Here is a 24,433-nt window from a genome sequence, read left to right on the forward strand (position 1 = left end):
CGCTAGGAGGATCGATGGCTAATGTCCTGATGCTGTCGTGGGAGTATCCGCCCGTTGTGGTCGGCGGACTGGGGCGGCATGTGCACGCGCTGGCGACCTCGCTGGCCCAGATCGGCCACAAGGTCACGGTGGTAACACGCCATGCCCCTGGAGCGCCCATAGATGAAATGCGGGAAGGGGTCCGCGTCGTCCGGGCTCCCGAAGACCCCGTTAGCTTTCCGCTCGCCACCGAGTCCCTGCTCGCCTGGACAATGGCGTTCAACCACACCCTTACCCGGGCGGGACTGCGAGCGGCGGAAAGCTCAGCGTTCGATGTCATTCACGCGCACGACTGGCTCGTGACACACACGGCGGTCACCCTCGCCGAACACCTGGACCTCCCGCTGGTCGCCACCATTCACGCGACCGAAGCCGGGCGGCACCAAGGCTGGCTGCCCGGCGAACTCAACCGCAGCATCCACTCCGTCGAGTGGTGGCTCGGCCACCGGGCGGCGAAGGTGCTCGTCTGCTCGGCCTACATGAAGTGGGAAGTGCAGCGGCTGTTCCAAGTGGACGGCGCGAAGATCGAAGTCGTGCCCAACGGGGTCGACCGTAAAGCCTGGCGGGCGACCGCCGCAGCAGTCCGTGTCGCACGGGAACGCTTCGCCGGCAAGGGCCCGCTCGTCGGCTTCGCCGGGCGGCTCGTCTACGAGAAGGGCGTGCAAGACCTCGTCGACGCGGTGCCCAAGCTCAAAGCCGAACACCCGGGGCTCAAGGTGGTCATCGCGGGGGACGGGCCGTACAAAGAGGAACTTCAAGAGGCGGTACGCCGCAGGGGCGTGACCTCCACGGTCGCGTTCACGGGCTTCCTGACCGAACGCGAGCTGCCCGCTCTGCTCGGGGCGACCGCGGCCACGGTCGTGCCGTCGCTGTATGAACCGTTCGGCATGGTGGCGCTGGAGGCGGCTTCAGCGGGGGCGCCGTTGGCTGTCGCGTCAACCGGTGGGCTGGCCGAGATCGTGGAAGCCGGCGTCACGGGCATGACCTTCCCGCACAGCGATCCGGACGCGCTGGCTTCGGCGGTCGGCACGCTGATCGCTGAGCCCATCAAGGCCAAGGAGATGACCCGGCGCGCGGCCGCGATGATTACGGAACGCTATGGGTGGCAAGGGATCGCGTCGCGGGTGGCGTCGGCGTACGCCGATGCGATCGAGACCGGTCCAGATGCGGCTTCGGTGCCGGCCGTCGCGTTCGCCGACGGAAACGCGCTGCGATGACGGTCTGGAGAGAGCTTGGGGCCCACGCCGAGCCGGATGGCGGCTTCCGGTTCGCGGTGTGGGCACCAAACGCCCGCTCGGTGCAAGTCATTGGAGACTTCACCGGCTGGTGGCCAGACGACGGTGTGCCGCTGGAGCCTTCTTCGGCTGGGGTGTGGCGCGGCGTTTGTGCCTCCGCGCTCGCGGGCCAGCGCTACCGCTATCGCGTGCTCGACGCGTCGGGGCAGTGGTCCTATCGTGCCGACCCGGTCGCCTTCGCCACCGAATGCCCGCCCGCCAACGCTTCGGTGCTGTATTCGAGCTCCTACACCTGGAACGATGAGTGGTGGATGGCCAGCCGCGCCACTGACCACCACGTTCGCCCGATCTCGGTCTACGAGGTGCACCTTGGCTCCTGGCGCCCGGGACTGTCCTATAAGGAACTTGCCGACGAACTCGTCGCTTACGTGCTGGACCTCGGATTCACCCACGTCGAATTCTTACCCGTCATGGAGCACCCCTTCGGGGGATCATGGGGGTACCAGGTAACGGGGTTCTACGCCCCGACATCCCGGATGGGCACACCCGATGACTTCCGCCATCTGATCGACCGGCTGCACCAGGCGGGGATCGGTGTGCTGCTCGACTGGGTGCCCGCGCACTTTCCGCGCGACGAGTGGGCCCTGGCGGGCTTTGACGGGACGGCGCTTTACGAGCATCCCGACCCACGGCGCGGGGAACATCCCGACTGGGGCAGCCTCATCTTCAACTATGGGCGCTGGGAGGTTAAAGACTTCCTTATCGATAACGCTCGTTATTGGTGTGAAGAGTTCCATGTGGACGGTCTGCGGGTCGATGCCGTCGCCTCGATGCTCTACCTCGACTACTCGCGTCAGGCGGGGGAGTGGGAGCCAAACGTCTTCGGCGGCAACACCAACCTGGAAGCCGTTGCCCTGCTAAGAGAACTGAACACGGTGGTGCACCGCGACTATCCCGGTGTCCTCATGATCGCGGAGGAGTCCACGGCCTGGCCTGGCGTCACGCAGCCGGTCGACTGGTCGCCGACGGCGCTGGGGTTCGGCTTCAAGTGGAACATGGGCTGGATGCACGACACCCTGTCCTACTTCCGTGAGGAACCGATTCACCGGCGCTATCACCACGACACGCTGACGCTGCCGACGCTGTATGCCGGGCAGGAACACTTCATGTTGTCGATCAGTCACGACGAGGTCGTGCACGGCAAACGCTCACTGCTGGCCAAGCTGCCCGGTGACCGGTGGAACCGGCTAGCCGGGTTGCGTGGGCTGCTCGCCTACATGTGGGCGTTTCCCGGCAAGAAGTTGCTGTTCATGGGAGCCGAGCTGGGTCAGGAGACCGAGTGGAGTGAAACGCGCGGACTCGATTGGTCCTATGTGGACGATGGCGTGCGATCCCTTGTTCGTGACGTGAACCGGATTTATGCCGCATCACCCGCGCTATGGGGCAGCGCCTTTGAATGGCTGCATAGCGATCCCCTCACCAATACGATCGCGTTTCGCCGCGATTCGCTGGTCTGCGTCGCGAATTTCTCTGGAGTGCATCAACGCCTATCGATTGGCCTAACGGGCTGGCGCGAAATCCTTAACACCGACGCCGCTTGTTATGGCGGAACTGGCTCCGGCAATTACGGCGTTATTGGCGGCAAAGATGTCGTTATTGGACCGCACGCGGCGCTCTGGCTAATGCCGCCGGATTTTGATTAAGATTCGGCTGGCGGGTTCAACCTAATGGCTGGGCGAGGGCGACAAATGAATGAAGACCGTTGGCTAGATGAGGAGGCAGGACCGCTCGTGCGGTCATACGCGCTCACGGGAGGGCGCACCAGCACGAGTGAGAACTTCGACCTGCTGACCTATGTGGTTTCCCGGCCCTACAACGTCGCCAAGGCCGACCTCTACCTGCAGCCCGAGCACCACAGCATTCTCAAGCGCGCACAGCAGCCGGTCTCCGTCGCCGAGCTGACCTCCCACTTGGGACTGTCGCTCAACGTCGTGCGGGTCCTGCTCGGCGACCTCAATGAGATGTCCGCGATCGTGCCGCACAGCCCTCCGCGCCGCACCGGCGACCTCCCGTCAACGGACACCCTCGAAGCCTTGCTCGCTGGCCTGCGCTCTTATCCCGTTTCCGCGTGACCCGCTTGATCTACGTGTGAGCGCGCTCACAGTTGTCACACTTTTGCTTCTTGATTCGTCAGGTCGGTGTAGCTCAAAAAACTGACCTAAGGAGCAAATCATGTTGGATGCCCGCATGCCGAACCCAGCCATCGTCATCCCCGAAGCGATGCAGGCGCTGATCGCCCTGAACAAGGCGACGCGCAAGGGCGGCGTTCCGGACAAGGTGCTGGAACTGGTTCACCTGCGAGCAAGCCAGATCAACGGATGCAGCGCGTGCGTTGATTCTGGCGCCAAGACCGCCCGTAAGGCGGGCAACTCTGACGATCGCCTCATCGCGGTTTCCGCGTGGCGTGAGTCGCCCTACTTCGATGAGGCTGAGCGCGCCGCGCTCGCCCTCACCGAAGAAGCCACTCGCCTGGCCGACAAGGGTGAAGCTGTTCCGGACGAGGTCTGGGAAGCCGCGGCCAAGCACTTCGACGAGAAGGGAATGGCAGCGGTGATCCTCACCATCGCCCTGACTAACGCCTTCAACCGGCTGAACGCCACCACCCGCCAGCCGGCCGGTCAGGCCTGGTAACGGGCTCATGAAAGGATCAAGGGATGTTGCCACCCGCCAGAACGCTGGAAGAACGCAAACGCGACACCCTTGACCGCCTCACCCATGATGTCGACGCGTGGGTAGCCACCGCGTCGCCCGATGGAGCCCCTTATCTGATGCCGCTTTCGTTCCTCTGGGACGGCACGGGCCTGCTGATGTCAACACGATCGTCAAATCCGACCCTCGTGAATCTGCGGGCCCGTGCCCTAGCTCATGTCTCGCTCGGGCCGACTCGTGATGTCGTCCTCATCACGGGCGAGGCGGAGCTGCTGGAGTCCATTTCGGACGAACTCGCGGATTCCTTCGCCGCCAAGGCCGGCTTCGATCCACGCCAGGCCAAAGCCTCGTATCCCTACTTCCGCATCGTCCCGCGAACGATTCAGGCTTGGCGTGAAGTCAACGAAATCGCCGGCCGGGATCTCATGCGCGACAGTCAGTGGCTCGCCTAAGCCGTGTCCGCTAGGGTGAGGGAACGCTTGGCGACGGACGGAAAGGAGGTCAGAACAATGTCGAAGTTCTGCGCTCCCTCCGCGATAGGGCGTTAAGGCGGATCTGACGGGAGCGCTTGTCTCCTAAGGATTCGCCATGAACATGCAAGCGACTCAAACAGAGTCAATGCGCCGCCGCAGGCCGGAGCACGCGAGCCGGACGGCCGCGTCTCAAGCCGCGTTTCTGTTGCCGCACCTCACACCAGAGATGGATCTGCTTGACTTGGGCTGCGGCCCGTGTTCCATCACCGTGGGCCTGGCTGCGGCTGTTTCCCCTGGCACCACAACAGGAATCGACCTCGATCCGCGATCGGCTGACGGCATCACGGTCGTCACAGGCGACGTCACGAATCTGCCGTTTCCGGATGCCAGCTTCGACGCTCTGTTCGCCAGTGCTCTGCTGCAGCACGTCGCGGACCCGTTGGCTGTGCTCAGGGAAGCGTCGCGGGTCGCGAGACCGGGCGCCGTGATCGGTGTCGTGGACGCGGACTGGGACGGTGAACTGGTCTACCCCACGAACGCGGTGCTGCGCCGCTCCACGGAGATCGCCAAGAAGCTGCGCGAGGGAACGAGCCCGTTCGTAGGCAAACAGTTGCGCCACTTGCTGACCGAGGCCGGTTTTGTCAACGCCGAAGCCTCCGCACGCGTGATCCACCACGGCACCGCTGAGGAAACCGCGTCCTTCGGCTCCTTCACCGCGGCGCTATTCCGTTACCCAGCGGTGGTTTCCCGCGTCGTCTCCGAGGGCTGGACTTCGGCGGAGGAGCTAGAGGAGATGAGTCTGGCTTGGACCGCCTGGGGACAAGACCCCGGCGCCTTCGTCGCCAGATTCTGGTGCGAGGCCCTCGCCTGGGCTCCTGCATTTCGGACGCCTTGAGGTGGCCCTCCGGGCAATCAACTATGCCAACAGGCTGAGGTCAATTCATCCACGTAGTCACTTTGTCGAAATGGATCTATCGGGAACCAGGCATATAGACCGATGCTTCTCGCTTGACCCGTAGCGTCGCGCAGCGATAGCAGTCCGTGAGAAAGGTAAAACGAACAGTGAATGTCCGCTCATCCTCGCGCGCGCTTCTAGCCGGCCTCGCCTTCGTCACGTCAATCGCTTGCGGCGTCAGCGGAAGCCCGTCTTCCGCACCGGCTGGCGACACGAATCAAGGACCTCAGAAACAGGTCAAGGGTGCCACCACGGTGGGTGTCGGCGAGGCGGTGAATATCACCACCGCTTCCGGTGACGAACTGACCGTAACCGTTGCGGGGCCTAAAGCGCCGGTGTCGTCTGGCAACCAGTTCATCACGGCCAAGAAGGGTCACTTCTTCGCCGTGACACTGACCGTCGAGTTCAAGAAAGGCGAAACCTATTTCGCCAACCCGATGGATGCCAAGCTGGTGACCGCTGACGGTGCCGTGTACGACGCGGAGATCGCGTCCACTGTGGAGAACTACCTCGACAGCACGCAACTGAACCCAGGCCAGAAAAAGAGCGGCGTGGTGGTGTTCGACGTTCCCAAAGACGTCGTTCCTGGAAAGGGCGCGAAGATTCAGTTCACCGGCTCGTGGGATGGCAAAGCGGCCGCTTATTGGACCGTTTAGCACGCCTGCTGGTCCCGCGATAACATGCGGGGCCAGCTAACCGCGGTGCAGGGTGCGGCTGAGATAGTCGCGAATCCAGCCATCGGCGGCGCGTTCTTCCCACAGCTGCATGACCTCGGTCAGATCCGCTGACTGAATGACTTTGGTGCGCAGGGTGCGTTTGGTCAGGCGGAACGTCGCCGCGGGGATGGTGGACGCGAGACGGGTGGCGTGGCTGACCGCCTTGTCTAGCAAGGCTTCCGGAGCTGTCAGCTCGTCGGCGTAGCCGAGAGCGAGCGCGTCGACGGGCTGATAGATCGTGCCGGTGAAGGCGGCGCGCCGGGCTTCCTGCGCACCAACGGCATAGGCCATGACATCCCACGCCGCGGCGGGAAAAGGCACACCGACGACGAGTTCGGGAATGCCGATGCCGAGACGGCCGGTGCTCATCAAGCGGTAGTCCGCGCACGCGACCATGACGCAGCCGCCGGCGATGGCGTGACCGTTAACGGCCACGACAACGGGCTGCGGGCAGAAGAACAGCGCTTCGAAAGCGTCAACTAGCGCCGGGAGGAACTCGCGCACGTAAGCCGGGCCGCCCTCGACGATGCGCCACAGGTCGACGCCAGCGGAGAACGCCGAGCCCGCTCCGGTTAGGACGACGCCGCCATGGGGAGCCGACGCGAGTTCCCGGAAAGTCGCCGCAATCGCCTGGCACAACTCAAGGTCTAAGGCGTTTACCTTGCCGTGGTTCAGGGTCACCACGGTGACATCTTCAGCCGTGCGCGAGATCGAGATCATGCGACAAAGGATAGATGGTGGGCGAGGAATGCCGGGCCGTCCACAGTGACCGCGACCTCGTGCGGGCCGGCGGGGTCGGGGCGAAACGCTGTGAAGCCCTTGTCATCCACGGTCACGAAGCCTCTCTCGTACCCACAGAAGGGCTGGAAAAGGGTCGCGGCGGCGAGTGGGTCGTGGAAGGTGACCCCGCCCCTGAGCTGAAGCCACGGCTCGGCGAAGTCGGCGAGGATGCCGGTGAAGTGCGCACGGAACGCGGCTTCGGTCATGGTTACCTGGCGGGTGACGTCGAGCCCAATGGCGCGTACGGGCAATGATGAGCCGAATACGGCAAGAGCGGCCTCCGGGTCGTTGTGGATGTTCCACTCTGGACGGTCGCCGGGCGTAAAGTACCGCCCGCCCATAAGCACGATGGACTTCAATGGCAGCCCGGGCTCTTCATGCAGTAACTGGGCAACATTGGTCAACGGTCCAATCGCGACGATCGTCACCTCATCGGGGTGTGCCAGAATGGCTTCGCGCATCAGGTTCACCGCGGAATTGGGGAAAGTGTCTTCGTGCGGCCAGGAACCGGGTCGCGAGAACGGCGGCTCCTGTAACGGCTCACGCTGAAGGGGGCGGGCCGCTCCCGCGGCGATGGGGATGCCGCGGCCGTAGGCGATCGCGCTGGCAAGTTTGGCCCGGTCGTGTGGCGCGGCGGTCACGGTCGTGACGCCAAGAAGCTCACAGTCAGGATGGTTCAGCAGGTAGGAAAGGGTCAACGCATCATCGATATCGTTGCCGATGTCGGTGTCCAGCAGCACCTTCATAGCTGGAATCTACTCGGCCTTGAGCGCGGCCCCGCGGAGAGGCGATGACGTCCCCGGGACAGGCGGGCATATCGCATGGCTCGCGACCAAAACGGTATGCCCGCCGCCACGGCGGCGCGCTATAGCCTGTGGGGATGTCATTGAAGACTGTGCCGGCGCCTGACCTGCGCCTGCCCCAGGATCAGATGATCCAGGTGGCGAACGAGTTCGCGGCGACCATGGCCCGCCGCCGCTCAGTGCGCGACTTCTCGCCCGAACCGGTGCCCTTCGACGTGATCGAGGCGGCGATCGCGGCTGCGGCGACCGCGCCCAGCGGAGCCAACTTGCAGCCGTGGCGATTCGTGGTGCTGACCGATCCTGAGGCCAAGCGCCGCTTGCGTGCGGCGGCCGAGGAGGAAGAGCGCGAGTTCTACACCCGCCGTGCCACGCAGGAATGGCTTGACGCCCTAGCTCCGCTGGGCACAGATGCCGATAAGCCGTTCCTGGAGATCGCTCCAGCGGTCATCGTCGTTTTCGAAGTGCATCAGGGCCCGAGCACGCCCAGGCCCTATTACGTCAAGGAATCCGTGGGCATAGCTGTCGGGCTGCTCCTGGCCACCCTGCATCAGGCCGGCCTGGCCACCCTGACGCACACGCCCAGCCCGATGAAGTTCCTCAACGAGGTGTGTGGCAGGCCTCAAGAAGAGCGCGCCTATGTCGTTATCCCCGTGGGCTACCCTGCGCCGGGGGCACATGTCCCCGACATTGTGCGTAAGCCGCTGGGAGAGGTACTCATCCGTAAATGAACAAGAACCAGAAGACCTGGCTGATCGTCGGAGTCGTCACCGCCTTTGTGCTCGTTATCTGCTGTGCTTGTGGCATCGGGGGATACGTGTGGTGGTCACAATCGAGCGCCGAGCGTGCCGCCGAGAATTACCTTGAAGCCATTAAGGATCGCGACATCGAAGAAGTCCGGGAACTCACGTGCTTGGCCAAGCGCGATGACGTGGACCCGCTTGACTCCGACGAGGAGCTAGTCAGCTGGGAGATCCTCAACACCGAACAGCGGGACACCGTCGCTGAGGTGCGGGCACGCGTCGAGGTCCGTGAAGATGGCGAGCCGGACACCGAGACCATCGAGATCGAGCTGGTCAAAGAAGACGGAGACTGGCTGGTGTGCGATATCCGCGTGATATGAGACTGATCCAGTCGTAGACCGCGTTTTCGTTTGGTGCGAGCGGGCCTGGGCGGTAATGCGGGGAAGACACTCCCCGCTGCACCGACTCACAGGCCGCCCAGTCCTGCTTGTTCACCAGATCCCAGAAGTCAACGGCATAGCCCGTGCTGACCGCCTCTGGATCGAACAGCCAGCTGCACTCCACGATGGTGCGCTCCGCGCTGACCGGGGTCATGCGGTGCGTCATGACGTAGTCAGGGTGCAGGGACAGCAACAGGTTCGGGAACAGGCCGACGTAACGCACTGTCTTTTGTGGAGCGTTGGGGAGCATGACACCGTGGGATTTCCCGTCGTACGACATCGTCTCGGCGTGCTCACGCAAGTCCATCGACCCGCCCACCCAGTTTCCCATCTCGTGCCAGTTGTTGCCGCTTGTGGGCGGGGAGACGGCGCATAGCTCCGGGTGGATCAGCGGGCAGTGATAGCACTCGTGGTAGTTCTCGGCGAGGATCTTCCAGTTGGCCGCGATCTCGTAGGTGTGCGTGACCTTCGTTTCCAGCCGCTCGGGTGCGTAGGGCGCGACCAGGCGGTCAAGATCGCCAAGGTGGGCCGAAAACGGGCCTGCGTCGCCTGAGGCGTTGACGAACAGCCAGCCATGCCAGTCGACGGCGGGCAGCTCGATCAGTCCAAAGTGGTCTTTGCTGATCTCGGCGCGGGGAGCCGCTTTCAAAGCACCGTCCAGCTCGTAGGACCAGCCGTGATAGGGGCACACGAGCGCGGGCCGGTCGCACGCCGTTCCGGTGGGGAGCAGCTCGTGGGCGCGGTGGCGGCAGAAGTTGGCGAACGCTCTCGGCTTATCGGCGAAGGTAACGAGATAACCGTTGAAGGCGTGCTGATTGCCTTGGGCGGCAAGGTCTTCCACCCGGCCTAAACAGTCCCATGATCCGGTGAAGAAGTGGCGCTGCTCCCACGCGAAGACCTCGGCGGAGGTGTACGCGGACGCGGGCAACATGGTCGATTCGCCGAAGGGGCGTAGCGCGCCGGCCAGTTCAGTGGGATCAATCGGGGCAGTCACCTGGACAGTATTCCTGACTGGTGACTCAGTTGGGAAGGTCCAGCTTGACATCGACGAATCCAGGTATTTGGCTATGCCCACGCGCTGACAACGTTGTCTCGATAGGAGAACGAAATGTCCCGTGCACCCCTGCTGTTCACGGTGGCCCTGACCCTGGCGTTACTGCCCGTGTCTGCCGTCCCGGCTCAAGCCGCCGTGCTTCCGCTAACACAGCACGTCAACCCATTCATCGGCACCGATGACAGCAACTCCCCGAACCCCGTTCCCGGTGGCGCCGGCGGGAGCACCGTGCCCGGCCCGGTCGCGCCGTTCGGCATGGTGCAGTTCAGCCCGGATACCCCGACCGCGTCCCCATCGGGTTACCGTTTCTCCGACACCCAGATCCAGGAGTTCAGCCTCACCCACTTCAACGGGGCTGGCTGTGCCAACAACGAAGACATCGGCTTCCTGCCGATCACCGGCAACATTGGCACTTCGCCGGGCACCGGCTGGACGTCCTACCAGCAGACTCAGACCAAGGCCAGCGAAGTCGCCGTGGCCGGTTACTACAAAGCTGTCCTCGGTGGCACGACCGCGGAACTGTCCGCTACCAAGCGCTCCGGGATCATGCGGCTGACCTACCCGGCGACGACCACGGCGAAGGTCCTGATCAACAACTCGCGCAGTGCCACCGGCAACCGCAGCGGGTCGCTCACGATCAGCGGCTCGACGGTCAGTGGGACGTTCACCGGCGGCGGATTCTGCGGATCTTCCAAGACCTATCAGATCTTCTGGTACGCCCAATTCGACCGCAGCCCGACGTCAGTCGGCACGTGGGTCGGCGGCACGGTGAACGCCGGCTCGACGTCATCGTCCGGCGTGAACTCGGGTGCCTACCTGAACTTCGACACGAGCGGCAACGCGGTCGTGCAGATGAAGGTCGGCATCTCGTTCGTCAGCATCGCCAACGCACAGGCCAACCTCAACGCCGAGCAGAGTGGCTTCGCGTTCGACACCGTGCGGTCCAATCTGGACACCGAGTGGAACACCATCCTCAACCGGGTTCAGGCGACGGGCGGATCAGCGGCGGACCTGCAAAAGTTCTACACCGCGCTCTACCGCGTGCTCATCAACCCCAACATCGCCAGTGACGTCAACGGCCAGTACCGCGGTTTCGACCAGGCGGTCCGCACGTCGAGCCGCACGGTCTACCAGAACTACTCCGGCTGGGACATCTACCGCTCGTGGGCCTCGCTGATCGCGCTCATCGCGCCCAACGAGGCGGCCGACATGGCGCAGTCGATGGTCCTGGACGGCCAGCAGGGCGGCCTGCTGCCCAAGTGGTCGCACAACTCCAACGAGCACTTCGTCATGACGGGCGACCCCGGCCCGGTCATCGTCAGTTCGATGAACGCCTTTGGCGTGACCAACTTCGACACAGCCTCGGCGCTCACCCTGATGAACTCTTCGTCGAATGGCGGGACGATGCAGGGCAGCTCGATCCGGGGACGGCAAAGTGGTTACGTATCAAGGCATTACGTCTACGAAGACCCGTCAGACTCGCTGGAGTATTCGGCCAGTGACTTCGCCGTCGCCCAGTTCGCGCAGCGCCAAGGCAACGCGTCGCTGTACAACACGTACATGACGCGGGCGCAGTGGTGGGCCAACGTCTTCTCGACCGAGTCGTCCTACATCCACCGGCGTAACGCTGACGCGACGTGGACCTGGCCCCTCGATCCGGCCGCTGACGCTGGCTACACCGAGGGCAACGCGTCGCAGTACACGTGGATGGTCACCTATAACTTCGCTTCGCTGATCGATCTGATGGGTGGGCCACTGACCGCCAAGCAACGGCTCGATCACCACTTCACTGAGCTCAACGGTGGGCTCACGCGGCCGTATTTCTACATCGGCAACGAACCGGAACACGGCGTGCCGTGGGCCTACAACTACGCGCGTTACCCGGCCGGGGCGTCCTCGACCGTGCGGCGCGTGATGACGGAATCGTTCACCACAGGGGCGGGTGGCCTGCCGGGCAACGACGACTTGGGCGCCACCAGCGCGTGGTATGTCTGGGGTGCCCTGGGCATGTATCCGCCGACCCCGGGAGCGGATGTCCTTGCGCTGCACGGGCCGCTGTTCTCCTCGGTGCTCATCGACCGGCCCGGTGGCGACATCACCATTACCTCCAGTGGCTCCGGGCAGTACGTGCAGGCGTTCTCGCTCAACGGGACCGCGCAGAGTAAGTCGTTCCTGCGGTGGCCGCAACTGTCCGCCGGGGCGACGCTTTCCTACACCATGGGCGGATCACCTTCGGCGTCTTGGGGAACGGGCGCGGCTGATGTGCCACCGTCGTTCCAGGACGGCTGGACTCCACCGCCCGCGGCGCCCTCACTTGGTACCAACTTGGCGTTGAACAAGCCAGCGAGCTCGAATGTCGCCGCGTGCAATGCCACCGAGGGCCCGGCGAAGGCTTTTGACGGCGTGCTCTCGGCCACCAGCAAGTGGTGCTCGTCGGCGGCTGGAACCAAGCAGCTCCAAGTGGACCTCGGATCGAGCATGAGTGTTTCGTCATTCGTGGTGAAGCACGCGGCGCTCGGTGGCGAGAACTCCGGCTGGAACACCGGCGCCTTCAACATTTTGACGAGCACCGACGGCACGAACTGGACGACCCGGGCGACCGTGAGCGGCAACCGCTCCTCGCGGACCTACCACCCGATCTCGGCCGTCAACGCCCGCTATGTGCGGCTGGACGTCACGACTCCAGCCAACAACGGCAACACAGCCGCGCGGATCGACGAGTTCGAGGTTTACGGTGGCGCAACGCCTGGACCGTCCAATGTGGCACTCAACAAGGCGGCGACAGCGGACTCCTCGTGCAACGCCAACGAGGGACCGGCCAAGGCCGTCAACGGTTCTGTCACCGGCGGCAGCACCGATAAGTGGTGTTCGCTAGGCGCCACGAAGTGGTGGCAGGTCGACCTCGCATCGGCCTTCAACGTCCAGTCGGTCACGATCCGGCACGCTGGTGCCGGCGGCGAGAACGCCGCATGGAACACGCGCGACTTCACGATTCAGGTCTCCAGCAACGGGACGTCCTGGACGACGGTCACGACGGTCACCGGCAACACGGCCAACGTGACGAACCATCCGCTCACTCCGGTCAGCGCCCGGTATGTGCGGGTGAACATCAGCGCGCCCACGTCCACCACGGACAACGCCGCGCGGGTGTACGAGATCGAGGTCTACGCGTAAACAGGTGGGCCGGTTGCGTTCGCGCGGCCGGCCCGCTTAGATGATCTCTGTGCCTGCCGCGATCCGCCGAATGAAGAACCTGGCCATCCTGGAGCTCGTCAACATTCCACTTTGGATGGTCGCGTGGTTCGGCATACTGGATTTCCCGGCCACGACAGCCAATGCCGCCGGGTTCGCGGCGTTCGCGCTGCTGCTCGTGCAAGGCTCCGCCTACTGGATGCTAAAGATCCGGCAACTACGCGCGCGGCTTGCGCGACTGCCCTTCATCGGCGTCTTTCGCGTCCTGCGGATCGCCAATATCCCGTTGCTGCTGACCGCATTGGCGGTCAGTCTCCTCGGCGAGCCCGGTCGCGGGTCCTACCTCGGCGTGGGGCTAGCGCTGTTCGCGGTCCTGGAGCACATCAACTACTTCCACGTTCAGCTGATGCACGACACCAGGGCCGACCTGCGCCGCCTGTTCTCCACCGGGTTGCGCCGCTCGCACCTAGCGCGGGATCTTCTTGCCTCTAAAGGAAGCTAAAAGCCCGCCGTAGAAAGATTGCCGCGTCGGCTGGAAATCCGACTCCTCGGTCGCGAAGAAAAGCGTATGTCCCTTGGTGAGCAAGGCGATCGCGTGACGGCGATGCGCCGGGCCGTCGTAGCTGAACTCCCACTGCAACTCCGGCTCGGCGCGAAGATGCTCTTCTCTATTCACCAGGGTGTACGCCGGGAGCGCTTCAATCGGCGCTGATGCCGTCGTGACCGCGAAAAGGCGGCTGCTATTCGGATCGGCGAAGCACCACGTCTCACCGGCCCGCCACGTCAGCCAGCGCTGTGGGACTCCTAAGTGGAAGGTCGCGCCGTCGGTGAACCAAACCCACCCGGGCAACAGGGCTTTGGACTCATCGCCCGGTGGCGGCCGCACTCCAGCCGGAGGGGGAACGGCGTGGGGCGGGGGCCGGCGGTCACACGCCGGCAGCCCGGGCGCAGCGGGAACTGAGGTTGGCGTAGGCGAAGCCGAGGGCGTGTTCGCGACCGGGCTGCTGGTGCGGTGGAGCAAGCTAAAAGCCGCCACCACAGCGATCGGCACCGCGAAGGCCGCCGTGACGAGCAGGCGCTTACTGCGTTCGCGGGGCGGATCGCCGGCGGGCCGCGGCGGTCTGCCTTCGGCCACCGCGCGCAGGAGGTCTTCTAACTCGGCGGGCTTTAGCCGTTCCTTCGGATTGCGGCGCAGCAGGCCCTGGATCGCGGGCTCAAGCGGCCCGGCGAGGCGCATCGGGTCGGGATCGTCGACGGCCAGCGCGGTCAGTGTCTCCATCACGGTTTCACGCGCGTAAGGAGACCGGCCTTCCACCGCGGCATAGAGCGTCGCCCCGAGCGACCAGTAATCGGCCTCGCGGCTCGACGTTCCGTAACGGGCCCGTTCTGGTGCGACATATTGCGGGGTGCCCAGCTGACTGGTGCGGGTGACACTGCCGTCAGTGTCGACCGAGGCCAAACCGAAGTCAGACAACACCACGCGCCCGTCATCGGCCAGCAAAACGTTGTCCGGCTTGACATCACGGTGCAGCACACCGGCCTCGTGCGCGGCCACCAAAGCTTCGAGCATCTCCAGCCCGATCTCGGCGACCCGTCGCGGGGGCAGCGGCCCTCCAAACTGGACTGTCCGCTGCAGCGTCTCGGACGGGATGTATTCCATGACGATCCAAGGCCATTCCTCGGTCTGGATCACATCGAAGATCTTCACAACGTGTGGATGATTGATCCGCCCGGCGGCCCGTGCCTCGCGCAGAATCAGCTTGTGCAGCTGTTCGCTTTCTTCCTCGGTCAGGACCGTCGGGGGAGCGACCTCTTTGATGGCCACTTCACGGTCAAGCATCTCGTCACGCGCCAGCCAGACCCGGCCCATCCCCCCGTGACCTAACTGGTCACGCAGCAGATAGCGGTCCGCGATGAGCCCGAAACGCTGCTCAGTCATGGCTCCCCAGTGATTGCTGCTACCAAGCTTTACGCGGCCACCGCGAACACCACGACATTGTCGTAGTAGGACCGCCGTTCCTTGTCGAATCCGCCGCCGCAGGTAATCAGCCTCAACTGCGCGTCCGGTGTCGGCCCATACACCTCAGCGGTTGGGAATCGGCTCTTAGCGTAGCGGTGGGCCGCCGTTACATGAAAGGACAACCATTGGCCGTCTCGCTCAATCTCGATGACATCTGCTGGTTTCAGCTCATGTAGCCGGTAAAAGACCGCTTTGCCATCAAGTGAATCGAGATGCCCGGCGATGACCGCGGGACCGGAGTCGCCTGGGGCGGTGCCATCGGCGTACCACCCTGGGGTGTGAAAGTCTTCTGGCGCTTCGAGTTTGCCGGACCGGTCGAGCTTGAGCCGCACCAGCTGGGCATCCACACCGATCGCGGGAATGCGCAGGCGAGACGGCGGCCCTGTGAGCACCTGACTGAACTCAACGACGCTTTCTGGCGGCGGGGGCGCGTCCTGGAAGATCGCCCGGGAAGCCGGCACGACGAAGGGCGCCGCGATGAGAGCCGCGCTGGCGATCAGGGCGGTTACCCAGCCCTTGACCCCAGCGCGGCGATGTCTTACAACACGGTTGATCGACGGCGCCTGATCACGAGGAAGGAGCCGGCCACGATCAGGGCCAGCACCATGCCCGCTCCGATCAGCCATACCCGATTCGTATCAGATGCACCGGCCATGCCACCACCGCCCGTGTCCACTCCGCCGTCGGGAAGCCCACCTTGGCGGGTGGCATCCTTACGCAGCTCGGTCTTGAGCGTGTTGTTACCTGAGTCGAGGATCAGCAACGAGTAGACGTTGCCGTTGCCCAGGTTGGCGGCGATATTCGTGGCCGGACGGCCATCGGCGGGGCGGATCTGCAGCTGTAAGGACCCCGGGTTCACCAGCTGATAGTCGGTCGTCGTCGCGAAGGCGACGTTGTCGGCGACGGTGCTGCCGTTGGCCAAAACGCCCAGCAGCGGCACCTGCACTGAGGCCTGAATGATGCGGACCTTGCTCTTGTTGCCAGTGGGCAGGGTCAGGTCATCTTTCAGGACCTTCAAGCCCAGCTCGCTGTAACGGCCGACCCCGGCCACGGTCTGGGCACTGCCGTCAGTGACGCTCACCTGCGTGGTGAGCACCGGCGGATCGGTCTTCGGGGCGCCCGATTTTCGCATCGCGACCGTGTAGCCGCCCACGGGCAGCCGCAGATATTGCGACATCACCCCGTAGCCGACACCCTTGATCTCCTGCTCCTTGATCGCCCCTGTCTGCGAACTGAGGTAGACGTCCACATTGGGGGTATCGGGGGACAGGTGCGCGAGCCGGACGTAGCCAATCGTGGCCGCTTGGGCCGGCACCGCGCCCACAGTGGACAGTGCTGCCGCGGCCAGCACCGCAATTGCTCTGAATAGCGTCACGTGCACGGGAGAACCCTGCCGGACGAACGGGCACATTGATATAGGCCATTCACCCGATGTTTGTGCCAATTGTGGCTTAAGCTTTCCGTTTTCCCATGAACAGCAGCACCAGTCCCACCAGGGCGACTACGCCACCGATGTAAGCCCACTTCATATCGCCGGTCATGCTGCTGCCCGGCAGGATATTGAGGCCCTGCCCGATCCAGACCAGCCCGACGAGGGTCGCGACGATGCCCAGGGTTATGCGAATGCCGTTACTCATGCGGGTGAGTCTGACATTTTTGTCGGTGGGTGCCGATAGCTTGCCGGGCATGGGAGTGAATTTTCAGGTTGTTGTCGACTGTGCCGATCCGCACCGGCTTGCCGCCTTCTGGAGCGCCGCGCTCGGCTGGGATATCGAGCATCACGATGACTTCATCAAGCAGCTGTTAGCTTCCGGGCAGCTGCCCGAAGACAAGGCGATCGAGGTCGACGGCCGCCTGGTCTTCAAGACCGCCGCCGCCATCCGCGATCCCGAGGCGAGCATGAGCGGGCGAAACCAGCCGTTGCGGGGGCGGATGTTGTTTCAGACCGTCCCCGAGACCAAGTCAACCAAGAACCGGGTGCACCTCGACCTCTACTTCGAGACCGAAGACCGTGATGCCGAGATCGAGCGCCTCACCGGCCTGGGCGCCCGCCGCCTCTGGGAAGGCAAGCAAGGCCCCGTGCACACGTGGGTCACGATGGCTGATCCTGAGGGGAACGAGTTCTGCGTGTCATAACGAGCAGTCCTAACGGGACGATCACGCCGAGGATCAGGCTGAGCAGGCTCAGCACGAGATCGGTGCCGTGCAATGCTCCGTGCCGGGCAACGTGATAGCCCAAGTGCAGCGCGGAAAACACGATGATTCCGGTGAGGACGACCCTCGTGACCTTGACGTCGTGCGCCGCCGCGGCGAGCAGAAGCAGCACCCCGAAAGTGGTCGCGGCCGCGCCGACGTCGGTCATCAAGTGCTCGTTATAGGGCGGATAAGCGGCTGTCCACTGAAAGCCGAAGCCCGGGAAGTGGTCGAAGAACCAGCGCGGCGCGACCACCGCGGGCACGCCCCAAGCCAGGTGAAACACGCCAAGCAGCACGAGCACGATGCGGGTCATGCGCTTAGTTATAGCGCTGCGGTTCGTGGACGAGGGCCGCGGCTCCGACGAGACCTGCCTGGCCGCCAAGCTCAGCGGCGGTGACGGTGAGGTCGTTGAGGAATCCGAGCTTGGCGTGCCGCGCCAAGTATTGGCGAACCGGGGGCAGTAGCAGATCAGCCGACCGTGACACTCCGCCGCCAATGACCACAGAGGACAGATCGCATAGCGCCGCTGTCGACACGATCCCTGCGGCGATAGCGTGACCCGCGCGCGAAAACGCTTGCCGCGCAATAGGATGCCCGCTGCGCGCGCTTTCGGCCAGGTGCTCCCCGGTTACCCCCACGCCCGCGCCTGCCCGCGTGCTCGCGGCACCGGTCTGCGTGCCGGTTCCCCCGGCTTGCGTGCCGGCGGCGGGGGACGGTTGCCAGCCGTGTGCCAGCGCCCAGCGAACCATGTTGGGTCCGCTCGCGTAAGCCTCGACGCAGCCGTAACCGCCGCACGCGCACGGATCGCCACCCATGTCGACCACGGTGTGCCCGATGTGACCCGCGTTGCCGGACCGGCCCTGAACCAGGCGCCCGCCGAGGATGAGACCGCCGCCGACCCCGGTGGACACGACCATGACGAGCAAATCCTGATGCCCGCGCCCGGCACCGCGCCAGTGTTCACCCGCGGCCGCGCAAATGCCATCGCCAGCCAGCGCCACCGGTACTCCGGGGAGCGTCTCGCTAATGCGCTGCCGCAACGGGAATCCCCGCCAGGACGGGATGTTCACGGGACTGACCTCGCCCTTGGCACGGTCGGCAGGACCAGCAGATCCGGCACCGACACCCGCCAGAGCGGCACCCGCGGAGACCTCTTTCAGCAGCGCCGCCAACGGTTCCCAGACCTGTTCTCCATCGGTGTCCCGGGGCGTCGGGATCGTCCGGTGGGACACGACGGTGCCATCGGTGCGCACGAGCCCGGCCGCCATCTTCGTGCCGCCGATGTCTACCGCTAATGCCAGGTCAGTCATATGTTCTCCGTACACCGTTATCCGTGACCGGGAAAGGTAGCCTGCACGCGTGAGCGTTCCCCAGAGGCCCACGATGGTCGATGTCGCCCGGCGCGCCGGGGTAAGCCTGAAGACTGTCTCGCGGGTCGTCAACAAAGCACCCAACGTGCAGCAGGAGCTGGTGCAGCGGGTGCTCGCCGCCGTGGAGGAGCTGGGTTTCCGCCGCAATTCGCTCGCGAGCGCCCTGCGGTCGGGTCAGCAGACCGCCACGATCGGGCTGCTGATCGAGGAGATCGCCAACCCGTTCTACGCGACCATCGCGCACGTGACGGCGGAGATGGCGGCGGCCCGTGACACCCTGCTCATCACGGCGAGTTCCGAAGAGGACCCGGTGCGCGAGGAGCAACTGCTGCGGGATCTGTGCTCGCGGCGCGTGGACGGGCTGCTGATCGTGCCCGCGGGCTATGACCACGTGTTCCTTCGCGAAGAAGTCGAGCGCGGCATTCCTGTAGTGTTCCTGGACCGGCCCGCGGGTGGGCTCGTGGCCGACACCGTGTTGCTGGACAACCGGGGCGGGGCACGCTCGGGATTGGAGCATCTGCTGGCGCTGGGGCACCGCCGCATCGGCATCCTGCTTGACTCGATCGGCGTCTACACGATGCGGGAACGCCTTGGTGGTGCTCAGGATGCGCTGGCCGCGGCGGAGGTTCCCTATGATGCCTCGCTCGTGTGCGACGGCGTGCGTGACCCGGTCACGGCGGCGGCCGCGGTTGGCCGGATGCTGGATTCGGCTGATCCGCCAACGGCTTTCTTCGGCCTGAACAACCGCATCACGGTCGGTGTGGTGCAGGAACTGTGGCGCCGCAAGAGCGACGCGGCCCTTGTCGGGTTCGACGATTTCGAGCTGTCGCACCTGATGCCGCTTCCGCTGACCGTCATTGCCTACGACACCAGAGAACTGGCCCGTCAGGCAGCCGATTTGCTGTTCGCTCGCATCGCGAAAGAAAGCTCCTGGCCCCGGACCGTCACCCTGCCCACCCGCCTCGTGCAGCGCGGTCTGGCCTAGCGACACTCCTGCCCGAACCCGCTCGAACCCCGTCGCGCGCCGGAGGCACGCCGCCCGCGCGTCCCGGCCGGTCCAGGGCATGCAGGGCTCGTCGCGCGGAACGGGATTGGCGAAGCCGTTGGGCCACAAGGGAAAGGAACCGTGCATCATTTGTCCACGCCGAGGGCCAGGGCCACTCCGCCGAGGGCGCCGGCGCTTTCGCCAAGGTGACCTGGGCGCACTTGAACGGCTTCGACCGCGGCGGCCATGGCCGTTTCGGCCAGGCCCAGGCGCAGCGGTTCCAACAGGACGTCCACAGCGGTGAATCCGCCGACGATGATGCGGTCGGGGTTGAGCAGGTTGAGCATGCCGCCCAGGGCGATGCCGAGATAACGGCCCGCGTCGGCGAGCAGGCGGCGGCAGGACGGATCGCCTTGCGCCGCAAGGGTCGCCATCTCGTCCAGATCACGGGCGCCCGACTGGGCGAGCAGCACCCGGCCGCCGGCGACGAGCTCGACACAGCCCCTGTTGCCGCACCGGCACACCGGCCCGCGGGCGTCGAGCGTGACATGGCCCAATTCGCCTGCTGTGCCAACGGATCCGCGATACAACCGTCCGGCTAGGACGATGCCGGCGCCGATGCCCGTGGCCAGCTTGACGTAGACGAGGTCGTCGCAATCCTTGCCAGCGCCCCACGTGTGCTCGGCGAGGGCTGCCAGGTTGGCGTCGTTCTCAACGCGTACCCCCTGGGTGTCTAATCTTTTCATCAGCTCATCGCGCGCGGACAGTTCGGCCCAGGCGGGCAGCAACTCCGGCGAACCTATGCGCCCTTCCCGGGTCAGCGGCGCGGGAATCCCGAGCCCGATCCCGGCGACCTCGTCCAGCGACGCCCCGACGGCCGTGAGCACCGCCGTCACCTGAGCGGCCGCCAGGTCGAGCGCGTGGTGCGGATGGTCATCGCCGTCGAGGTCGAGCCGGATCGCCTGGTCGGCCAGCAAGGTGTGGCCCAAGTCGGCGACCGCGACGCGAATGTGCCGCCGTCCAATGTCGACACCGACCGCGATTCCCGCCTTGCGCGTTAGCCGGAAGACCGCCGCTGGCCTGCCGCCCGCGGGCGTGCCCGGCTCCTCAACGACGATGCCTGCCTTGGCTAGGCTCGACAAAGCGCCGCCGACGGTCGGCCGCGAGAGGCCCGTCAGCATGATCAGCTCGGCTCGAGTGCGCGGACCGCGGTTGCGAAGGACCTCCGCGACCCGCCGCGCTGCCACGTTCATGCCAACGATCGTGCCACTTATGTCAAGCATTGGCAAAAGTTACGGTCTGGTCACGTTGGTATTGCCAACCGTTGACAGAACCTAGCCGCCGGAGTTTTGTTACCGGCATGGCAGCATTCAACCGTAGACAGATCTTGATGGCTGGTGCGGGAGTAACTGCACTAGCAGCGTTACCAGCCTGTTCAAACCCTCCAGGCTCCACGGACTCTGGGGAGAAGGTAGAAGTCTTCTCGTGGTGGTCGGGGCCGGGCGAGGAGGAGGGCCTCAAGGCGCTCATCGAAAAGTTCAAGGCTGACAACACTGGCGTTGAATTCGTTAACGCGGCGGTGGCGGGCGGGTCTGGGACCCAGGCGAAACAGGTTCTGGCTAACCGCATGCGGGGCGCGCAACCCCCGGATTCCTACCAGCTGCACGCCGGACTAGAAGCCAGCGACGACATTAAGGCCGGATGGCTCGAAGATCTGACCGCGATGTATGACTCTAACGGCTGGAAAGCCAAGTTCCCCAAGGGTCTCATCGACAACCTGTCGATCGGCGGCAAGATTTACGCGGTGCCGGTGAACATTCACCGCTCCAACCTGATGTGGTATGTGCCGAAGAAGCTGACCGAGTGGGGCATCGCGGCGCCGGCCAAGACGTGGGCGGAATTCCTTGCCCAGGCCGAAACGCTGAAGGCCAAGAACGTCGCCGCCCTGAGCGTCGGCGCCACGTGGACACAGCTGCACCTGCTCGAGAACGTCCTGCTGGGAGAGCTGGGCGTGGCCAAGTACAACGGGCTGTGGACGGGCGCGACCGACTGGAAGGGCGCTGAAACCATCGCCGCGCTTGACACGTTCAAGAAGGTCATGGCCGTTTCTGTTGTCGGCACGGATGACTGGCAGGCGACGATCGACAAAGTCCTCGCGGGCACGGCTGCCTACCACGTGATGGGTGACTGGGCCGCCGGTTACCTGCAAGGCGCGAAAGCTTTGAAATACAAAGACACCTACGATGTCGTGGCATCGCCCGGGTCGACCGGGGTCTACAACTTCCTGGCTGACTCGTTCACCCTGCCGAAGGGCGCCCCCCACCGGGCGCACGCCGAGTCCTGGCTCAAACTCTGCGCCTCACCGGAGGGGCAAGACCTGTTCAACCCGCTCAAGGGTTCCGTGCCGGCGCGCCTGGACGCCGACAAGGCCAAGTACAAGGACTACCTCGCCTGGGCGCTGCAGGAGTGGCAGAACAGCAGCACCGTGGTGGTTGGCTCACTCGTGCATGGAGTGGTCGCCAACAACGCCTGGAAGGCCGAGATCGAGAAGGCCTACGGCGTTTTCTTGCAGGACAAGGAATCGGCCAAGTTCGCCGAAGCCGTGTCCAAGGCCTACACCGCGAACAAGTAACCATGCGAAAGGCAAAGCGCTGGCTGCCCGGGCTGCTATTGGTGAGTCCCTCACTGATAGCGCTCGGGTGGTTCGTCTACTACTTCATCGGCGTCAACGCCCAAGTGTCGCTAAGTGACTGGAAGGGCCAGGCGCAGACCACCGGCTGGGCCGGATTCAAGTGGTATCAGGAACTGTTCGCTGACGAGACCTTCCACAACGACATCAGAAACCTCCTGATCTTCACGCTGGTCTTTATCGGCGGCTCGCTTCTGGTGGGCGGGGTGCTCGCTCTCCTTATGGACAAGGGGGTACGCGGGGAAAACGTCTTCCGCTCGATCTACCTGTTCCCGATGGCCATCTCGTTCATCGCCACCGGCATCATCTGGCGCTGGCTGCTCAACAGCGACACAGGTGCGGGAACAACGGGAATCAACGATCTGCTCGGCCTGGTTGGCGGGCACTCGGAGTGGCACAAATCAGATTCCGACTGGGCGGTCGCCTCGATCGCGCTGCCCGCGGGCTGGGCGCTGTCGGGATATGTCATGGCGCTGTTCCTCGCCGGGCTGCGCAGCATTCCCGACGAGCTAAGGGAAGCCGCACGCGTCGATGGCGCGTCAGAGTTTCGCGTCTACTGGCATGTCGTGCGGCCGATGATGATCCCAGCCATCATGAGCGCGCTCGTCATCCTGGTGCACATCTCGATGAAAACGTTCGACCTCATCTACGCCATCGCACCGCTTGACCCGCGCACGGAAACCCCTGCGGTGTATATGTACCTGACCTCGTTCCGCGGCGGCTTCTACGCTCGCGGTGCCGCGATCGCGACGATGCTTTTCCTCGCGATCACGATCGTGGTCGCGCCGTATGTGTGGTGGGCGACGAAGAAGGAGCGAATCAGATGAGCGCCGTGGTCACGCCCTCGCGCACCCGCGGCTGGCGCACGCTGGCGCTGGTGTTCTTCGCCATCTTCTTCCTGATGCCGGTCTACGTTCTGCTCGTGACGGCGTTCAAGTCACCGTCCGAAGTGGACGTCGTGCACATGTGGTCGCTGCCCAAGTCGTTCTCACTCGACAGCTTCCGGGCAGTGTGGCCCAAGCTGACCGACGGCATGGTCAACAGCCTGATGCTGGCGATCCCCGCCTCGCTCATCTCGTCGATTATGGGTGCCGCCAACGGTTTCGTGCTGTCGAAGTGGCGCTTTCCCGGTGCTGACGTGGTGTTCCCGCTGATTTTGTTCGGCATGTTCATCCCGTACCAGGCCGTCATCATCCCGATGTTCCAGACGATGATCGACCTCAAGCTCTACGGCGGGCTTGACGGGCTGATCCTGGTGCACATCATCTACGGGCTGCCGATCACCACCCTGATCTTCCGTAACTTCTTCATCGGGGTGTCCGACGAGCTCATCGAAGCGGCCCGGGTCGACGGGGCCGGAATGCTGCGCACATTCGCCTACATTGGACTGCCGCTCGCCGTCCCGGCCTTCGCCGTTTCGATGATCTGGCAGTTCACCTCAGCGTGGAACGACTTCCTGTTCGGGGTCGTGCTCACGCGACAGGAATACAACCCCGTGACGGTCGCGCTCAACAACATCGCCGGGGCACAGACCGTGCCGTTCAACGAGGCCATGGCGAGCGCGTTCCTGGCGAGCATCCCGACGCTCGTGGTCTATCTGCTGCTGGGCCGCTTCTTCATGCGGGGACTGATGGCGGGAGCTCTAAAGGGCTAACGCGAGATGTAGTGGAAGATGACGTTGTGAACGTGGTGGCTCTTGTGGTCACCACGGAACTCCACCTCGTAAACGTGAGCGCCCACCTTGATGGCGATCGACCCGGTGGAGAAAAACGTTCCCGCCCACGACTTGTTGCTGACGACGCTCACGCTAGTGATCTTGTTGTAGGGGATGCTGGTGATGGCGACCTTCTTGCCGACGAAGGACTTGTCCTGAATGATCACCCGGCGGTCGGTTAGGCCGATGAAGCCGGTCCCGGTCCCGATGGCGTCGTAAACGGCGATGACCTTCTCACCGTCCAGCAGACCGCTCTTGATTTGGTTCAGCTGTTCCTTGCGGTCGTAAACAATCTCACTCACGCTCTCCTTGGTACCTGGGCC

At 64.4% G+C, this 24,433-nt stretch carries 27 protein-coding genes; 16 read left to right on the forward strand and 11 right to left on the reverse strand.

Annotation, left to right across the window (positions count from 1 at the left end):
• The first annotated feature begins 14 nt into the window (after positions 1-14).
• From A3E1_RS39110 to A3E1_RS0105795, 7 genes are all read left to right on the forward strand, one after another.
• Positions 15-1,256: a glycosyltransferase family 4 protein gene (locus A3E1_RS39110; protein ID WP_020519796.1), complete on the forward strand. Its 1,242-nt coding sequence runs from the start codon at positions 15-17 to the stop codon at positions 1,254-1,256.
• Positions 1,253-2,977: a 1,4-alpha-glucan branching protein GlgB gene (gene glgB / locus A3E1_RS0105770; RefSeq protein WP_020519797.1), complete on the forward strand. Its 1,725-nt coding sequence runs from the start codon at positions 1,253-1,255 to the stop codon at positions 2,975-2,977. The genes A3E1_RS39110 and glgB overlap by 4 nt, the downstream gene beginning before the upstream one ends.
• A gap of 45 nt (positions 2,978-3,022) precedes the next feature.
• A complete protein-coding gene (locus tag A3E1_RS0105775; RefSeq protein WP_020519798.1) occupies positions 3,023-3,406 on the forward strand; it encodes a DUF742 domain-containing protein in 384 nt (127 codons plus the stop codon).
• Between the two features lie 100 nt (positions 3,407-3,506).
• Positions 3,507-3,965, forward strand: coding sequence for a carboxymuconolactone decarboxylase family protein (locus A3E1_RS0105780; protein WP_020519799.1), 459 nt, complete (start codon positions 3,507-3,509; stop codon positions 3,963-3,965).
• Between the two features lie 23 nt (positions 3,966-3,988).
• Positions 3,989-4,435: a pyridoxamine 5'-phosphate oxidase family protein gene (locus A3E1_RS0105785; RefSeq protein ID WP_020519800.1), complete on the forward strand. Its 447-nt coding sequence runs from the start codon at positions 3,989-3,991 to the stop codon at positions 4,433-4,435.
• 136 nt (positions 4,436-4,571) lie between these two features.
• Complete coding sequence (locus tag A3E1_RS44460) at positions 4,572-5,351, forward strand: methyltransferase domain-containing protein (protein ID WP_020519801.1); 780 nt, start codon at positions 4,572-4,574, stop codon at positions 5,349-5,351.
• Between the two features lie 314 nt (positions 5,352-5,665).
• Positions 5,666-6,067 (forward strand): DUF4352 domain-containing protein, encoded by a 402-nt coding sequence (locus A3E1_RS0105795; protein WP_157631328.1) that lies wholly within the window; start codon positions 5,666-5,668, stop codon positions 6,065-6,067.
• A gap of 36 nt (positions 6,068-6,103) precedes the next feature.
• Here the strand turns inward: A3E1_RS0105795 and A3E1_RS0105800 are convergent, their stop codons facing one another.
• Entirely contained in the window at positions 6,104-6,847 is a 744-nt protein-coding gene (locus tag A3E1_RS0105800; protein WP_020519803.1) for an enoyl-CoA hydratase/isomerase family protein, read from the reverse strand.
• Positions 6,844-7,653, reverse strand: a complete 810-nt coding sequence (locus A3E1_RS39120) for a nucleoside hydrolase (protein WP_020519804.1) — start codon at positions 7,651-7,653, stop codon at positions 6,844-6,846. Before A3E1_RS39120 ends, A3E1_RS0105800 begins: the two co-directional genes overlap by 4 nt.
• Positions 7,654-7,838: 185 nt before the next feature.
• Between A3E1_RS39120 and A3E1_RS0105810 the strand changes: the two genes are divergently transcribed.
• Positions 7,839-8,438, forward strand: coding sequence for a nitroreductase family protein (locus A3E1_RS0105810; protein WP_211215876.1), 600 nt, complete (start codon positions 7,839-7,841; stop codon positions 8,436-8,438).
• Positions 8,435-8,830, forward strand: coding sequence for an Rv0361 family membrane protein (locus A3E1_RS0105815; protein WP_020519806.1), 396 nt, complete (start codon positions 8,435-8,437; stop codon positions 8,828-8,830). The genes A3E1_RS0105810 and A3E1_RS0105815 overlap by 4 nt, the downstream gene beginning before the upstream one ends.
• Here A3E1_RS0105815 and A3E1_RS0105820 read toward each other — a convergent pair.
• Positions 8,784-9,884, reverse strand: coding sequence for an aromatic ring-hydroxylating oxygenase subunit alpha (locus A3E1_RS0105820; protein ID WP_020519807.1), 1,101 nt, complete (start codon positions 9,882-9,884; stop codon positions 8,784-8,786). The two genes, A3E1_RS0105815 and A3E1_RS0105820, sit on opposite strands and share 47 nt — an antisense overlap.
• Positions 9,885-9,998: 114 nt before the next feature.
• Here A3E1_RS0105820 and A3E1_RS0105825 point away from each other — a divergent pair, with 114 nt between their 5' ends.
• Together A3E1_RS0105825 and A3E1_RS0105830 are read left to right on the forward strand one after the other, a co-directional pair.
• Positions 9,999-13,118, forward strand: a complete 3,120-nt coding sequence (locus tag A3E1_RS0105825; RefSeq protein WP_020519808.1) for a GH92 family glycosyl hydrolase — start codon at positions 9,999-10,001, stop codon at positions 13,116-13,118.
• A gap of 49 nt (positions 13,119-13,167) precedes the next feature.
• Complete coding sequence (locus tag A3E1_RS0105830; RefSeq protein WP_211215857.1) at positions 13,168-13,638, forward strand: hypothetical protein; 471 nt, start codon at positions 13,168-13,170, stop codon at positions 13,636-13,638.
• Here the strand turns inward: A3E1_RS0105830 and A3E1_RS44465 are convergent.
• The 4 genes from A3E1_RS44465 to A3E1_RS0105850 form a co-directional block, all read right to left on the reverse strand.
• On the reverse strand, positions 13,603-15,075 hold the full coding sequence (locus tag A3E1_RS44465) for a serine/threonine-protein kinase (RefSeq protein ID WP_020519810.1): 1,473 nt from the start codon (positions 15,073-15,075) through the stop codon (positions 13,603-13,605). The genes A3E1_RS0105830 and A3E1_RS44465 overlap by 36 nt on opposite strands.
• Positions 15,076-15,104: 29 nt before the next feature.
• The gene (locus A3E1_RS0105840) at positions 15,105-15,782 is read right to left on the reverse strand and encodes a class F sortase (protein ID WP_083929370.1); all 678 of its coding nucleotides are present in this window, start codon (positions 15,780-15,782) and stop codon (positions 15,105-15,107) included.
• Positions 15,695-16,531, reverse strand: coding sequence for a DUF4397 domain-containing protein (locus A3E1_RS0105845; RefSeq protein ID WP_245571083.1), 837 nt, complete (start codon positions 16,529-16,531; stop codon positions 15,695-15,697). Before A3E1_RS0105845 ends, A3E1_RS0105840 begins: the two co-directional genes overlap by 88 nt.
• Positions 16,532-16,607: 76 nt before the next feature.
• Positions 16,608-16,793: a hypothetical protein gene (locus A3E1_RS0105850; protein WP_020519813.1), complete on the reverse strand. Its 186-nt coding sequence runs from the start codon at positions 16,791-16,793 to the stop codon at positions 16,608-16,610.
• Between the two features lie 49 nt (positions 16,794-16,842).
• Here A3E1_RS0105850 and A3E1_RS0105855 point away from each other — a divergent pair, with 49 nt between their 5' ends.
• Positions 16,843-17,292, forward strand: a complete 450-nt coding sequence (locus tag A3E1_RS0105855) for a VOC family protein (RefSeq protein ID WP_026208125.1) — start codon at positions 16,843-16,845, stop codon at positions 17,290-17,292.
• On the opposite strand, the gene A3E1_RS39130 is transcribed toward A3E1_RS0105855, so the two are convergent.
• On the reverse strand, positions 17,249-17,665 hold the full coding sequence (locus A3E1_RS39130; RefSeq protein WP_020519815.1) for a hypothetical protein: 417 nt from the start codon (positions 17,663-17,665) through the stop codon (positions 17,249-17,251). The two genes, A3E1_RS0105855 and A3E1_RS39130, sit on opposite strands and share 44 nt — an antisense overlap.
• Positions 17,666-17,669: 4 nt before the next feature.
• The gene (locus A3E1_RS0105865) at positions 17,670-18,662 is read right to left on the reverse strand and encodes an ROK family protein (protein ID WP_020519816.1); all 993 of its coding nucleotides are present in this window, start codon (positions 18,660-18,662) and stop codon (positions 17,670-17,672) included.
• A 73-nt stretch (positions 18,663-18,735) separates the two neighbouring features.
• On the opposite strand from A3E1_RS0105865, the gene A3E1_RS0105870 reads away from it, so the two are divergent.
• The gene (locus A3E1_RS0105870) at positions 18,736-19,707 is read left to right on the forward strand and encodes a LacI family DNA-binding transcriptional regulator (RefSeq protein ID WP_020519817.1); all 972 of its coding nucleotides are present in this window, start codon (positions 18,736-18,738) and stop codon (positions 19,705-19,707) included.
• Between the two features lie 146 nt (positions 19,708-19,853).
• Here A3E1_RS0105870 and A3E1_RS39135 read toward each other — a convergent pair whose 3' ends face one another.
• A complete protein-coding gene (locus A3E1_RS39135) occupies positions 19,854-20,990 on the reverse strand; it encodes an ROK family transcriptional regulator (protein ID WP_020519818.1) in 1,137 nt (378 codons plus the stop codon).
• A gap of 77 nt (positions 20,991-21,067) precedes the next feature.
• Here A3E1_RS39135 and A3E1_RS0105880 point away from each other — a divergent pair, with 77 nt between their 5' ends.
• The 3 genes from A3E1_RS0105880 to A3E1_RS0105890 are packed head-to-tail and all read left to right on the forward strand — an operon-like array spanning position 21,068 to position 24,050.
• Complete coding sequence (locus tag A3E1_RS0105880) at positions 21,068-22,339, forward strand: ABC transporter substrate-binding protein (RefSeq protein WP_020519819.1); 1,272 nt, start codon at positions 21,068-21,070, stop codon at positions 22,337-22,339.
• Between the two features lie 2 nt (positions 22,340-22,341).
• Positions 22,342-23,223 carry a carbohydrate ABC transporter permease gene (locus tag A3E1_RS0105885; RefSeq protein ID WP_020519820.1) on the forward strand — a complete coding sequence of 294 codons (882 nt, stop codon included), beginning with the start codon at positions 22,342-22,344 and terminating at the stop codon, positions 23,221-23,223.
• Positions 23,220-24,050 carry a carbohydrate ABC transporter permease gene (locus tag A3E1_RS0105890; protein WP_020519821.1) on the forward strand — a complete coding sequence of 277 codons (831 nt, stop codon included), beginning with the start codon at positions 23,220-23,222 and terminating at the stop codon, positions 24,048-24,050. The genes A3E1_RS0105885 and A3E1_RS0105890 overlap by 4 nt, the downstream gene beginning before the upstream one ends.
• Here A3E1_RS0105890 and A3E1_RS0105895 read toward each other — a convergent pair.
• Positions 24,047-24,412, reverse strand: a complete 366-nt coding sequence (locus A3E1_RS0105895) for a PH domain-containing protein (RefSeq protein WP_020519822.1) — start codon at positions 24,410-24,412, stop codon at positions 24,047-24,049. The genes A3E1_RS0105890 and A3E1_RS0105895 overlap by 4 nt on opposite strands.
• Between the last annotated feature and the right edge of the window lie 21 nt (positions 24,413-24,433).

The sequence above is a fragment of the Catelliglobosispora koreensis DSM 44566 genome (assembly GCF_000379685.1).
Classification (GTDB): domain Bacteria; phylum Actinomycetota; class Actinomycetes; order Mycobacteriales; family Micromonosporaceae; genus Catelliglobosispora; species Catelliglobosispora koreensis.

Coding starts and splice junctions, on each gene's coding strand:
- A3E1_RS39110 (WP_020519796.1), top strand. CDS start 15: ATGGCTAATGTCCTGATGCTGTCGTGGGAGTATCCGCCCGTTGTGGTC.
- glgB (WP_020519797.1), top strand. CDS start 1,253: ATGACGGTCTGGAGAGAGCTTGGGGCCCACGCCGAGCCGGATGGCGGC.
- A3E1_RS0105775 (WP_020519798.1), top strand. CDS start 3,023: ATGAATGAAGACCGTTGGCTAGATGAGGAGGCAGGACCGCTCGTGCGG.
- A3E1_RS0105780 (WP_020519799.1), top strand. CDS start 3,507: ATGTTGGATGCCCGCATGCCGAACCCAGCCATCGTCATCCCCGAAGCG.
- A3E1_RS0105785 (WP_020519800.1), top strand. CDS start 3,989: ATGTTGCCACCCGCCAGAACGCTGGAAGAACGCAAACGCGACACCCTT.
- A3E1_RS44460 (WP_020519801.1), top strand. CDS start 4,572: ATGAACATGCAAGCGACTCAAACAGAGTCAATGCGCCGCCGCAGGCCG.
- A3E1_RS0105800 (WP_020519803.1), bottom strand. CDS start 6,847: ATGATCTCGATCTCGCGCACGGCTGAAGATGTCACCGTGGTGACCCTG.
- A3E1_RS39120 (WP_020519804.1), bottom strand. CDS start 7,653: ATGAAGGTGCTGCTGGACACCGACATCGGCAACGATATCGATGATGCG.
- A3E1_RS0105810 (WP_211215876.1), top strand. CDS start 7,839: ATGATCCAGGTGGCGAACGAGTTCGCGGCGACCATGGCCCGCCGCCGC.
- A3E1_RS0105815 (WP_020519806.1), top strand. CDS start 8,435: ATGAACAAGAACCAGAAGACCTGGCTGATCGTCGGAGTCGTCACCGCC.
- A3E1_RS0105825 (WP_020519808.1), top strand. CDS start 9,999: ATGTCCCGTGCACCCCTGCTGTTCACGGTGGCCCTGACCCTGGCGTTA.
- A3E1_RS44465 (WP_020519810.1), bottom strand. CDS start 15,075: ATGACTGAGCAGCGTTTCGGGCTCATCGCGGACCGCTATCTGCTGCGT.
- A3E1_RS0105840 (WP_083929370.1), bottom strand. CDS start 15,782: ATGGCTGATCGGAGCGGGCATGGTGCTGGCCCTGATCGTGGCCGGCTC.
- A3E1_RS0105850 (WP_020519813.1), bottom strand. CDS start 16,793: ATGAGTAACGGCATTCGCATAACCCTGGGCATCGTCGCGACCCTCGTC.
- A3E1_RS0105855 (WP_026208125.1), top strand. CDS start 16,843: ATGGGAGTGAATTTTCAGGTTGTTGTCGACTGTGCCGATCCGCACCGG.
- A3E1_RS39130 (WP_020519815.1), bottom strand. CDS start 17,665: ATGACCCGCATCGTGCTCGTGCTGCTTGGCGTGTTTCACCTGGCTTGG.
- A3E1_RS0105865 (WP_020519816.1), bottom strand. CDS start 18,662: ATGACTGACCTGGCATTAGCGGTAGACATCGGCGGCACGAAGATGGCG.
- A3E1_RS0105870 (WP_020519817.1), top strand. CDS start 18,736: ATGGTCGATGTCGCCCGGCGCGCCGGGGTAAGCCTGAAGACTGTCTCG.
- A3E1_RS39135 (WP_020519818.1), bottom strand. CDS start 20,990: ATGCTTGACATAAGTGGCACGATCGTTGGCATGAACGTGGCAGCGCGG.
- A3E1_RS0105880 (WP_020519819.1), top strand. CDS start 21,068: ATGGCAGCATTCAACCGTAGACAGATCTTGATGGCTGGTGCGGGAGTA.
- A3E1_RS0105885 (WP_020519820.1), top strand. CDS start 22,342: ATGCGAAAGGCAAAGCGCTGGCTGCCCGGGCTGCTATTGGTGAGTCCC.
- A3E1_RS0105890 (WP_020519821.1), top strand. CDS start 23,220: ATGAGCGCCGTGGTCACGCCCTCGCGCACCCGCGGCTGGCGCACGCTG.